2 protein-coding genes are annotated in these 14,144 nt (G+C 56.1%); both read left to right on the top strand.

The window, feature by feature from the left end; genetic code table 11:
- Positions 1-66 precede the first annotated feature (66 nt).
- Positions 67-492: a hypothetical protein gene (locus GL2_RS17155; RefSeq protein WP_143731796.1), complete on the top strand. Its 426-nt coding sequence runs from the start codon at positions 67-69 to the stop codon at positions 490-492.
- A gap of 393 nt (positions 493-885) precedes the next feature.
- The gene (locus tag GL2_RS17160; RefSeq protein ID WP_143731798.1) at positions 886-14,124 is read left to right on the top strand and encodes an RHS repeat protein; all 13,239 of its coding nucleotides are present in this window, start codon (positions 886-888) and stop codon (positions 14,122-14,124) included.
- The last annotated feature ends 20 nt before the right edge of the window (positions 14,125-14,144 follow it).

A 14,144-nucleotide genomic window follows, 5' to 3' on the forward strand; every position in this document is an offset into this window, starting at 1 on the left:
TATTTGGCCATGAGTAGATTCCTAATTTTTAGTAGACCTTTATAAAAATATTTATCGGGGGTGTAAATGATGTTTGTAATAGTTTTAGTATTAAATACCATATGGTTCCTCATGGGATTTAATGTCTTTTCATTGCGAGGAAAGATCTTTGCCAAGCTGGTAGTGCCCAGGGAGCAAAGGGATACCCCCGTTTTTGGCATATTAGCTGAATCTGGAAAATTTCTCGGTGGTTTCAACTTTTCCCTGGCCTTCCTCAATGTTCTGCTGTTAATTAATCTCTCTACTTTTTCAGGTGATATCCAGAGAGCAGTACTGTTGCTTGCTTTTGCAGTCACGCATGGCTCACAGTTTATTTATAACGTGCCTGTTGCTCTTCAAAATCGTAGCGGTGGAGGAGTCTGGCGGGTTAAAGGGGTAATGCGCTTTATTTTTATTGTTGACTTTCTAATGATGCTACTCAACCTCTTTGTGGCACTTTGGTATTATTTATAAAGGGGAAGTATGGTCGTGTTAATGGATATTAAACGGAGGTGGCCTTTACTTTATTGAGTGGGGCCGGATTTTTAATGTCGACTATTGACTAAGCCCTGATGTTAAATATTGTGAGTGCAGGTGGCCTACACTGGTACTGTTTTCATTTTTGTCTTAAGTTGCCTTCTAATATCAAAGTTGCTTGGAAAGGCCTTTAGTTGAAGGCGGTCTTCCCCTGGCTCCTATGAGCACGGATTCTCGATGTGACGCGTGTCGCATTTCTCAACATTCTGCCTGCACGATTCCCCTCAATCTCCGGATATATATCTAAACGACATCAAAAACTTGGTGCCAAGCCGAGTAAACAAAGCCTGTAGATGTGCAGGTTAGACAGGATATATCTTAGGGGGAGTTATGGTCGCCGTTATCAGCGGAGAAGCACTGGGTCTGTTTAATAGCATAAAGACCGGTGTGGGTTCGGCGAACTTTGGACAGGGACGTGAATCTATCTACGTCAATGCATCCACTGGCAACCTGGTGTTGCGCCAGCAGGATGAGTTTGTTGCGGCCTCTGGCCTGGACTTGTCCCTGTTGCGTACTTACAACAGCCAGGGGCAGTTGGATGGCGATAACATTGACGGCTTTCGCTTTAACTTCTCCAATCAGCTGACTAATTTGGTTGGTACGCCCAACCAGCCCGGTAGCCAGATCACCCGTATCAGTGGCGATGGTGCCGAGACTTTATACACCTACGATGCCAGCCTGCAGGCCTATATCTCCCCTGATGGTGCCGGTGCACACGACCAGATTGTGTTCGACAGTGGTAATAATCAATGGGTGTGGCGTGAAGGCTCCAGTCGCACCGAAGAGGTCTACGGCAATATCAATGGCAACTGGAAACTGGTGGCCCGCGTCGATGCCGAAGGCCGCCAAGTAGCCTTTGGCCACAACAGCAGTGGTTTGGTGAACAGTATTACCGATGCCGCCGGCCAGACACTCGCGATTACTTATACCGGTACCCGCGTTACCGCAGTGACCGTCAGCAGTGATGGCGCCACTGAGCAGCGCCTGCACTACAGCTACGATACCCAGGGCCGCCTGGAAACTGTCACCGTCGACCTGTCCCCGCAAGATAGCAGTATCGCCGACGGTAATGTGTACACCACTACTTATGGGTACCATGATGACAGTACCCGCGTCGCTTCAGTTCAGCAAAGCGACGGTACCCTGATGCTCTTTTACTACACGAATGTAGATGGGCAGGGGGATTACCGTATTTCCGAAGTGCACACTGGCCGGGTAAATGCCAGTGGCATGGCGCAGGAATTTGATAACAGCGACCGCCGTATCACCACCTACAGCTACGACCTGGCCAATCGCAAAACGACGATTACTCAAATCAGTAATCCGGAAGCGGCAGTGAGCGGCCGAGTTGGTATTCAAACCGAACTGACTTTCGACAGCGCCGGGCGCATCACCGAGATGGAAGCCCCCGCCGACCAGAGTGGCGTGCGCGAACTGACCCAGTACAGTTACGATGCCGACGGCAACCTGTTGAGCCTCACCGACCACAGCGGCGATACCACCGTCTATGAATATGACAGCCGCGGCAACCAGACCCTGGTACGCGACGCCCAGGGCAATACGGTCGAACGGGAATACGACAGCTATAACCAGCTGAGTAAAGAAACGGTCTACCTGCGCCCGGACCCCGATGGCGATGGTGCCGAGCAACCGGCCGAAGCTCGTGTCACCCACTATGTCTATGACGACCAGCAGCGCCTGCGTTTTGTGATTGGCCACGACGGCACCGTCCAGGAAACCCGCTACAGCGATGCCGCACAGAACGCCGAGTACGGCATTCCCGCCCGCACAGTAAGTGCCATTACCTACTTGCAGCACGGCTACTTCGACCAGTTCGATGCCGCCAACTACAGCGAAGCGAGTAGCGGAAACCCCGTCGACTTCACTTATGCCAGCCTCAATAGCTGGGTGCAAAATACCCAGGGCGATATCCAGGCCAACAACCTGCACAACGCCACCCGCAGAAGTGACACCCGCCTGGATTTCCGCGGCCAGGTCTACAGCATCACAAGCTACAGTCAGGTGGGCAGCAACGGACAGGGGATTGCCGACGGCAGTGAATCCACTCAATACACCGTCTACGACGCCAACGGCCAGCTGCGCAGCACCATAGATCCCCGCGGCAGCGGGCAGGACTCAAGCACCTATAAAGCCAGTTATGTCTACGACGGCCTCGGCCGCCTGCTCAGCAGCACCGATGCCGAAGGGCACACCAGCACCACCCTGTACAACGACGCGCAAGCCCAGGTGATCAGCACCGATGCCGACGGCCTGCAGGTCACCCGCAGTTACGCCACCAACGGCAGCCTGATCAGCGAAATCCGCCACGACACCACCAATGGCAATGCCACCCTCGGTGAAACCCGTTACTTCTACGACACCCTCGGGCGTATCCGCGCCACCCAGGACGCGATTGGCGCTATCAGCCACAGCCTCTACGACGACAAAGGCCAGATGGTAGCCGTGATCAGCGCCTCCGGCGCCATCACCGAATTCCACTACGATACTGAAGGCCAGCAGGTACAAAGCACGCACTACGCCAACCGACTCAGCGGCAGCCAATTGCAGAGCCTGCTGCAGAAAGACAATGACGGCAATGTGATTGGCATTGAGCAGAGTGTCACCCTGGCAGACCTGCGCCCAACTGCCGTGCCCGGCAATGACCGCAGTACTTACCAATACTACGATGACGCCGGTCAGGTGCGTTTCTTTGTGGACGGCGAAGGTTACCTGAGTGAAACCCAATACAATGCCCAGGGGCAGGTGCTGCGCACCACCCAGTACGGTGTAAAAATACAAAATCCCCAGGGAGAGACCACCGCAACCCTAGCGGCTAACTACGCAGCCAGTAATGCCAACCTCAGCGTTACCAGCGACAGCGCCACCCAGTGGGTAGACCCGCAGCAGAGTTATGCCCAGGCAGACAGCCTCGGTTTTAACCAGCGCAGTATTGTCAATCAAAGTGGCAGTATCGACCTCAGTCAATCCGCCACCACACGCCCGGCGCAAAATCCCTACGTCCTGAGTGGCACCACTAATGCGCGGGTCGAAAATACGCAAATAGAAAGGGTGAGTGGCAGTGCTATTACTACTGCCTATACCCGCCCGCCGGTACAGCCCTATACCTATGACAATACGGGAATAATGGCTGAGCAAGTACAAGCTGTTGATCTTCGTGATCTAACGGTAACAAACCCAATCATTAAGGGAGGTCCAGATCAGGACTATACATACTCAACAACGGCATTAAAACGTAAAGCTGGAGCTGGGCAACAAAGTGAAATCGTTGATGTTTATCGTGAACACCCAAATGTAAACTCCACTAGCAACTATACCAAGCTCTACTCAGGAGCGTTCACGTCAAGAGCTGCTAGTTCGGATACTTTGAGTAGCCGATTTAATTATTGGAAACTCAATATAACCGTGACCCGTAGCGATGGCAGCCTACCTAGTGGATATGATGGAACTTTCTCTTATACGACGACTTCGCGTACTTGGGATGGCAGTGTCGATTTAACCAAGTACTATGGTGATAACTTACCTGCGGGAGAGTATTCGATAAAGGTTGTTGCAGAAGAGTACCGCACTCCGTACTGGTATGAGGCCGAGATCAGGCAGTGGCTTCAAATTGGTTCTCCTAAAGCGGAAGCGAGTTATACACAAACCAAGAATTATAACGTTGGTACACGTGTAATCTGGGGAAACTTTCAAACACGAGGAAATGAAGTTTTCTATTACAAAACGAGTTCCTCCTCAAGCTGGAAATCATTGATTGCAACAGCAGTAGATGATTACACAAGTATGGTTAAGCTGGATAATCCAGCTAGTGGAAATTTCGACTTTCGAATTGATATCCAAAATGGAGATTACCAGGGAGGGGTTTATGAGGTAGAGAGGCGGATCGAAGGTCATACCTCTTTTATAGGTACTTCTGATGAGCGAGGAATTTGGTATGTCAATGGTATTGATACTACTGATGCAGTATCTAACTCTTCTGTACTGAAGTATTACACCGGCAGTCCCCCCTCAAATATTCAAGAGATAGTAGCTGTTTCTAAAAATGTAAAAACAGGTGTGTCGTATACGGCCCATACTTACCCTCAAGATATTGATCGTGACGGTTTTAGCTGGGATGGCAAAGTCAACTTACGGATTGGAAGTCCGTTACCAGATGGCCAATACGATGTGACTTTGTTTGTTGATGGAGAAGAGGAGCCCAGTTTCAAGTATGAAATTGGTGAACAAGTTTCATATGGTTCAACCACGGTAACCTGGCCGCTATCTACTAAACCAGAGGGAACCGGAACTATTTTTAAATATCGCTTGGCTGGGAGCGCCGAGAGCTGGGCAGATAAGATAGGAGTTGGGCCAGTAAACAGTGGTTCAAACCATAAAGTAACACTAGATGTTTTATCCCATGGCACCTATGAGTATCTGATTGAATATAAAAATGGTGATGATGTTGTTAAGTCTGCTACCGGGACGTTTGGCGTTAGCCGATTTGCAGAAGCAACCGAGATTTTCACTGTAGAGGCATCTTTCAAATTTGATAAGTTTAATTATTTTGAGATTCAGCCTTCTACTGAACTGTTAAGTTATTTTTCAGAGACCCTTGCGGCAACTATTTCACGAGCTGATGTAAAGGTACGAGATAAAACTTCCGGTACACTAATTGCGTCCTCATCAACTTACCCTGCGGATTATTTAAAGTGGCTAGAAGCCGAAAATCCAAGTGGCTATATTTACGATGGTCAACTCAACTTGGCCTGGAAAACTTTAAATAATGGCCGTTATGAAGTGGAGGTGACCACTTACGATATTGATGGCGATAAGGTTGGTACCGACACCTTCGACTACGAAATCGGCACCCAAACCGAACACCACCCCACCAGTTTCCAATGGCCGGTAAGCTCGCGCCCGGTGAGCAGTGATAAAACTATCTTCGAATATGAAGCATCTCCCAATGTCTGGAAGTCGGTGCCGGTATTAGAGGACGGTGCCAACCTTAAAGTCATTCTCGGTGATGTGGACGATGGCACGATTGCGGAGGGCAATTACAACTTCCGTATTCGCTACGAGCAAAACGGAATTGAAGTTAAAAAGACCACAGGCAACCCGTCGCTGACAGTGGGCAAGGGCTCTACCAAAGCCAGCAGTTTCGATTTCGAGTACACCGTAGTTTCCCTGCAAAGTGGCAGTGGCCACGCTATTAGCGGTTACCCGGTCTCTATTGGCAGTGACCCCGCCCTCGATAAAATTGTTGCGCAGGTTAAAGGCAGCAATGGCCAGCTGGTCTCCACCGCTGAAACTTATCCGCAATTGTTTGGCAGTTACAACGGCGAAGTCAATTTAGCGATAGGTTCTGAATTGGCTGCGGGGCAAGCCTATAGCGTGACCTTAACCCTACACTACGACGATGGTAGCAGCAGTGTGCGAGCGGCTTTCCCGGTGGAAGTGGGGGAGCAGTCAGCGCAGGATCAAATATTTCAGTGGTCTGATGATTTGACCACCGCCAACTCTTCCGGGGAAAACTTTAATTTTAATAGCGTTAGCATTATTGATAACCCGAGAGAGGGGACCCAAGACGGTATCGGGTCCTACTCCATCAGTGCCAATGGCGACACACTGCGTTTTACCGGCAACGCCTGGAAAGGCATCGCTTTTGATTACACGATTACAGAAGACACCATTGTTGAGCTGGAGTTTAGAAGTGACTCAGCAGCTGAAATCCAGGGTTTCGGGTTTGATGTTGATGGGGAGTATCAAGACCAGGGTTTTATACAGCTAGCCGGCACACAATATGTGTCAACGATGAACTCGACCTATAAAACGTACTCTGTCGGGGATGGCTGGGTGCGTTATCGCATCCCGGTTGGCCAATTGGGGGCGCAGTTTCTGGGTGAGCATTCAACGCTCTATTTTGCCAATGATAAAGATATAAACCGGGAGCTGGGGGATAGCAGCTTTCGTAATTTCCGCATATTTGAAGGTGGAACAGCGGCAGAGGTTACTCATTTTGAATACCGTCGGGTTGGCAGTGAGAGCTGGCAAAGTACTCTGATCAATCAAAACGGCAGCGACTTCACCGCCAACCTGGGCTATGAACTGTCCGGCAACTACGAATACCGTATCGCCACCTACCGCGATGCCGACGGCAACGGTCTCAGTGATAACGATCGTTTATTGCGCACCCTGTCCGGCACCTTTGCCGCCAACGACAGCGGTACCAAACCCGCCAGCTGGGCGGTGCCGGGCTATGAGCGCAGCAGCGCCGAAGGCTATGCCATTGAAGGCTATCTGAGCGCCGCCGAAGCGGCGGATATCGCCTATCTGGAAACCGTGGTAATCGACAATGCCACCGGTTCCCCCATCAGCGCGCAGCCGGTGCAGACCTGGATCGACCCCGCCACCCTGCGCGACGGCTCCTTCGCCGGGCGCCTCAACCTGCTGGTGGGCGAGACCCTGGCCGATGGAGATTACAGCGTGCAGGTGACCCGCCACTATATCGGCGGCAGCAGCCAAGTGGATGCCAGCTTCCAGCAGCAGGTGGGGCGCCAGCTGCAGTCGGTGACCAACCCGCAACTGAGCCTGGGGCTGGACGAACCCTATGCTGCCAGCGGAGTGAACCTGTCTATCCGCCCGCTGGGCAGTTCTAACTGGGAGAGCCTGTCGCTCGACCCAGCCACAGGCGCGGTGGAGCTGGACAAGGCCAGCCACCCCAACGGCGTCTATGAATACCAGTTGTCCTACACCCTGGATGTGGGCGGCGCCCCGGTGAGCAAGAGCGGGGTGGGGCGCTTTACCCTGGCCGCCGGCGAGAGTTATACCCAGGCACTCAGTGCCGCCGCCACGGGGGTGGACCTGGCAGATGCGCGTATTGAGCGCAGCTTCTACGACGATGCCGGGCGGGTCTCGGCCACCCTGGATGCGGAGGGTTATCTAACCGAGTACCGTTATAACCGCGCCGGCCAACTGGTATCCAGCACCCGCTACGCCAACCGCGTGGCGGATTACGACCAGAGCAGTCACTGGCTCAACAGCGGCACCTTGCAGACCCTGCGCCCCGCCGCAGATCCGGCGGCGGATCGCAGCAGCTACTGGCTCTACGACGGCCAGGGCCGCGAAGTGGCCGAGATCAATGCCGAAGGCTATGTCACCGAGCACAAATACGATGTAGCCGGCAACCGGGTAAAAAGCCTTCAGTATGCGGACTCGCTATACGACCTCAATGAACTGAATAGCGCGTTGGCCTCGGTGGACAACGACCCGGCCCGTCTCTCTTTGGGCAGCGACCGCGGCCTGGGACAGGTGCGCCCGCTGACTTCCAGCGACGACCGCATCAGCGAATGGCGCTATGGCGGGCGCAACCAGGTGACCCACGCCACCGATGCTTCCGGCAACACCAGCACCTTTACCTATACCGCCGGCGGCCAGCTGGCGAGCAGCCGCAGCGGCATTATTGCCAGTGGCTCCATCCTGGATAACTACCTGGATAACTACCAAGGCGACCCCACCTTCAGTGCCAACGACAGCGAGGCGCGGGATTACCAGTTTGAGTACGACGTACAGGGCCGGGTGATCGCCGAGCGGGATCACCAGGGTCGGGTGGTGTTGAGCCACAGCTACGATGACAGCGGTCGCCGTATCAGCAGCACCGATGCCAATGGCTACACCACCCACTTCGCCTACAGAGCCGACGGCCTGCTGAAGTACAGCCTGGCACCGGTGTTCAACCCCGGTAACAACGCCCTCGAATGGCAGTTGAGCAGCTTTAGCCACAACGCCTTCGGCGAAGTGACCGGCACCCGCCAGTATGCCAGCCGCCTCAGCAATACCGCGCTCAACAACCTGGGCCTGGCCGGCGACGCCGCCACCCTGGACAGCCTGGCGGCCAGCCTTGTCGATGGTGAAGACACCGTCACCAGCACCGTCTACACCCAGCGCGGCCAGGTGGACAACAGCACGGACGGCGAGGGCTTTGTCAGCACCTCCCAGTACAACGCCTTTGGCGAACGCACCCGTTTAAGTCGGGCGATTGATGTTGCCAACAGCCGCCAGGCGGTCACGGACTTCAGTTACAGTCGCCGTGGTGAACTGGAAACGAGCAGTGCGCAACTGAGCAGTGGTCCCTTCGCCAGCGTGGGCACCAATACGGTGTACAACGCCTTCGGCGAAGCGGTATCCAGTACCGATGCGCGCGGTTTTAGCACCGACTACGCCTACGACCGCCTGGGACAATTGGTGACTCAGACCAATACCCTGAAACAGCAGACCCACTTAAGCTACGACGCCTTCGGCCGGGTACTGACCCGCACCGATGCGCTGAACCGCAGTACCCGCTACGAATACGACGACGCCAGCCGCAGCCAGACTGTCACCACTCCAGAGGGAGTACAAACTCGCACCGTCAACAATATCCACGGTGAGACCTTCGAAGTCTCCATCAAAGTCGGGGACAGCTGGCTGCGCCAGGTGCGCTATGACTACGACACTCAGGGCAACCTGACCGGTACCACCGACGCCCTCGATAACCGTGCCCGCAGCGAGTACAACGCCGCCGGCCAGCTCACCGCCAGTGTCGACGCCAGTGGCGTGCGCACCGAGCTGACCTATGACCCCCAGGGGCGGGTACTGACCCGCACCCAGGATGTGGGTGGTCTCAACCTGACCACCACCCAGCGCTACGGCCACCGCTATGAGGAAAGCGTGGACGCCAGCGGCAGCGTGACCCGCACCGAGTACGATAAAAATGGCCGCGTGAGCCGGGTGATTGTCGATGCCAGCAGCGATGGCTCCGGCCTCAACCTGCTGACCCAGTACCACTACGACGGCCAGGGCAATCTGCTGCAAGTACAGGAGGGCAGCCTCAGCGGGGGTATCGATGGCAGCGCCACGATCAAGCGCACCACCGCCTACAGCTACGACGAGCTGGGCCGGGTGTTGAGCGAGACCCTCGATCCCAATGGCCTCGCCATCACCACCCGCTACGAGTACGACCAGGCCGGCAACCGCACCGCAGTGACCAATGCCCTGGGCTACAGCACCTACTTTGTCTATGACGAACTGGGGCGTGAGCGTTTTGTGTTGAGCCCGCTGTATTTAAGTGGCGGCACCAGTATGCGATATATAGTGAGCGAGAAGCAGTACGATGCTGCCGGGCAACTCACTACCAGCACGGGGCATGGAGATGTTTATGCCATGCCGGCAGCCCTGGATATCTCCTCACTAACGACACTATCTAACAGCGCAACTCAGTGGGATCGCACCACCCGCTACGTCTATAACGACGACGGCCAGCTGACCCACACTATCGACGCCCTTGGGTATGTGACGGAGACGGTGTACAACAGCAGTGGGCGCGTCAGCGCCGTGATCCGCTATGCCGACAGGATAGATCCGTCCAGCGAAACTGTGGCCGACCTGGTGCGCGACACGGGTAAAGACCGTGAGACCCGCTACCAGTACGACGCCGCCGGTCGCCAGACCCATACCCTGCGGCTGTTCGAACAGGGCGGGGTGCAATATGCCTACGTCACCGAGAGCCTGTACAACAGTCGCGGTGAAGTAGTCGGTGAGATCGCCTACGCCCGCGCTCTGAACCTCGCCAGCGAGACCACTGCCCAGCTGAACGCGGAAGCCGCAGACAACCGCCACAGCACCTTTATCTACGATGCCGCCGGTCGCCGCACCCACACTATCGACAGTCTCGGCCATGTCACCGAGACCCGCTACGACGATAGCAACGATACCGAGACGGTGATCCGTTACGCCAACGGTATCAGCGTACCCGCCGCCAGCGGCTGGGCGGACCTCAGTGCCGCCGACCTGGCCATCAGTGCCAGCAGCCAGCACGACCAGGTGATCGTTACCCAGTACGACGCTGCCGGACGCAAGGCCAGCCTCACCGAGAAAGTGTGGGCGGATGGCGCCCTGCGGGATTACGTTGAAAGTTACCAGTACGACGCCCTCGGCAATCGCACCCAGATCAGCGACCCACTGGGCTACAAGACTTACCTCAGCTACGACGCCGCCGGCCGCCTGACTCACAAGCAGGTCCCAGCCAACGGAACCCAGGGCTATCTGTCCACCTGGAGTTACGATGCCCTGGGGCAGGTGTTGAGCGAGACCCACTACAGCCAAGCGGTGGCGCAAAACACCGACCCCAGTGCTATCAATACCAATACCCTGGCCCACGCCCAGGACCGCCGTACCAGTTATATATATAACGCCAGAGGTAATTTAAATACAGAAACCGATAGTGCAGGAGTGGTGACCCAGCACGCCCACAATCCCTTTGGGGAAATCTGGCGCACTACTGAAGCCAAGGGCTTGGCCGAACAGCGCGTAACCTTCCGTGATTTTGATCAGCTGGGTCGCCTGGTGAAAGAAGCCAGTGGCCTGCCTGGCTGGGAACGGAGCCCGACCGAAGAAGAGATGGGCCCCAACGAGCAGGTGGCCACCACCTACCTCAGCTACAACAGCTTCGGCGAACTGGAGACATTGGTCAGCCCCCGCGGCCCCGGCTATATCAGCCAGCAGCTGCACGACCAGCTGGGGCGCAAAGTGGGTGAGATCGACGCCCGCGGCGGCAGCACCCAGACGGTGCTGGACGCCTTCGGCAATATCGTCGCCACCACCGACCCCAACGGCAATACCGGGGTCTTCCTGTACGACGCCAACAACCAGCTCACCCACCAGGTGACCCCGGATGGTGCCGTTACTACGTACAGTTATGACGCCTTCGGCCAGGCCGTGGACGTGCGCACCTATGCGCAAAAGCTGGCCGACAGCACCGATATCGCCGCTCTCAACCGCGCCGGTTTGGACGCTTTACTCAGCGGTTTACAGGATGCTGTGCGCGACCGCCACAGCGTCAGTGTGTACGACAACCGCGGCCAGCTGCTCACCAGCACCCAGTACGGCTACGACCTGATCAACGGTCACGCCACCGCCAATGTCACCACCTATAAATACGACGCTGCCGGCAACCGCACCGCCATGATCGACGCCCGCGGCGCGCGCACGGATTATCTCTTTGACGCCCAGGGGCGGGTGACCCAGGAGACCGGGCACGAGTACTACGCCACACTGACCTCGCATCAGACCAGTACCACCCTGGTGCGCGCCATTACCAAGTACAACTACAACGCCTTCGATAAGACCTTCGAAGCGGAAGGCTATTACTGGGATGTCAGCGCCGGGGAGGAGAAGGCCTCGGTATACGGTATCCAGAACCGCTATATGCGTTACGACCACAACGGCCAGCTGCTGACACTGCTGGGTCCCGCCTTTATCGGCACCACAGGCAACGCCCAGAGCAGTGCCGACTTCGACGGCACTATCGACACGGTGCCGATGCGCACGGTGACCGAGCGCCGTTACGACGCCCTCGGCCGCCTGGTGTATGAAGGCCAGCGCGGTCTGCAGAATGCCAGCCTGAACGACGACGGCAGCGCCAGCGGTGTCCAGCACGGCCAGATCCAGGCCAGCGCCTACCACTACAACCGCCTGGACCAGCAGGTGTACGCCCTGGATACCGACGGCGGCCTGACCTACAACCGCCACGACGCCGCCGGCAACCTGCGCAGCGAGACCCGCTACGACCAGCGTCTCACCATTAACGGCAGCCCCTGGGACGGCAGCCTCAATGGGCTCAACCTCGACAGCAGTGTCGAGCACTGGCGCAGCGACGCCCAGGCTTTGCAGAGCAGCGAGTCCAGCACCGGACGCACGACCCATTACCAGTACAACGCCAACAACCTGGTGACCAAAACCGAATCCGATGCCGGGGTCTTCTTCGACCTCAACAACCTGGTGGCCCCGGACTCCACCAGTGGCGACCAGCAGGAACTGCAAAACGGCTTCAGCCTCGGCAGCACCCAGGGCAGCCAAGCGCTCTACGATGCCAACGGCAACCCCATTATCCAGATCGACGGCAAGGACCAGGCCAGCTTCGCCCTCTACGATGCCGCCGGCAACCGCGTACTGGAAGTGGACCGCCTCGGCTATGTCACCGAGTATATTTACGACGGTCTCGGCCAGATCACGGCACAAACCCGCTACGCCGGCGCCCTCGACTTCGCCAAGCTCGGCGCCCCCGCCGACAACGAAGCCCGCCACGCCTGGCTCGACAACCTCTACGGTGGCAACCGCGCTGCCCTGGTGGCCAATGTTGCCACCGGCGACGAGCGCACCACCGAATATGTGTACAGTGGCCGCGGACTACTGCTGGAAGAGCGCACCAAAGGGGAATCCTTCGTGCGCATCAGCAACTCCGGCACCGCCCTCAATGTCAGCCGGGTCAGCAGTGACCTGGTGACTCGCCATGACTACGACGGCAACGGCTGGGCCACCACCACCGTGCGCTACGACGGCGATGAAAACGCCGCAGACAGCCGTGTGGAAAGTGTTGACTACAACGTGTACGGCCAGCAGGTACAAACCCGCGGCGCCGAGTACACCGACTACCGCGGCCAGAGTGTGCGCGGCACCATCAGCTACCGCTACGACCTGTTCGGCAACCGCACCGCCGAGATAGTGCACAACGACAGTGGTGGCCAGGTTACCAGCCACCACTACAACATGATCGGCAAGCGGGTGGAGACCCGCGACGCGCGGGAAAACCGCGGTGAAGCCAACTACGAAGGCAAGACCCGCTTCTACTTCGACGCCTTCGGCAACGCCGTCTACCAGAGCAAAACACAGACGGATATCGACAACGCCCAGAGCCAGGTCACCACCTGGCTGCAGTACGACGCCCTCGGCCGCGAGATCGCCCGCAGCAACAACGTCGACAAGACCGAGCAGGGCGGCCTGGTGCAGCACGATATGGCCTACAACACCCACGGGCAGATTATCGGCAAGGGCATTAATACCGATGTCCGTGACTCGGTGATTGGTGGTAAATACCAGGAGTACTACGTCTACGACGAACTCGGACGGTTATTTAAAACCAACGCCGACAACGGCTCCCCGCGTATTTACCTGTACGACCAGAACGGCAATGCCACTTTAGAAATTACCGCGATCAACAACAACAGCCTGAGCGGAATCCAAACCGCGCGGCAGGCTATGAATGAACTCACCCAGAGTGAGACCCAGTGGAAGTACAGCCTGTACGATCAGGAAGACCAGTTGATTACCGTAGTGGATGCCCCGCTGGCGACGCCCACTGATAATCAGAACTTGAACGTCAACTGGGATGTGGATAGTGAAAATACAGGTATTGAAAATACTATCGATAGTACGCCGGGAGAGGCCCCGGGAGATATAACCCTTGGGGGCCGTACCAAAACGACAAAGGATAATTTCAACGTTACCACTGAATGGGTTGACTTGAGTAACGGGTTACCCACAGACCCGGTTGTAGGGTTACAGAATAACCAGCCTAACTCCGTTACTTATAATTCTATTGAATCAGTGGTTCGCTCGGTTAGGCCGGGCCCTAACGGTGAATTCCTTTATGACATCCAAGGAGAAGTTAATCTCACCATCTCCAGTGTAACAGCGGAGAGCCCTGTAACAGTGACTCTCTCTATTGAAGGGGGGGGGAGCGGAAAGTTGTTCTGAAGGAAAACGGGAATTATACA

The sequence above is a fragment of the Microbulbifer sp. GL-2 genome (genome assembly GCF_007183175.1).
Classification (GTDB): Bacteria; Pseudomonadota; Gammaproteobacteria; order Pseudomonadales; family Cellvibrionaceae; genus Microbulbifer.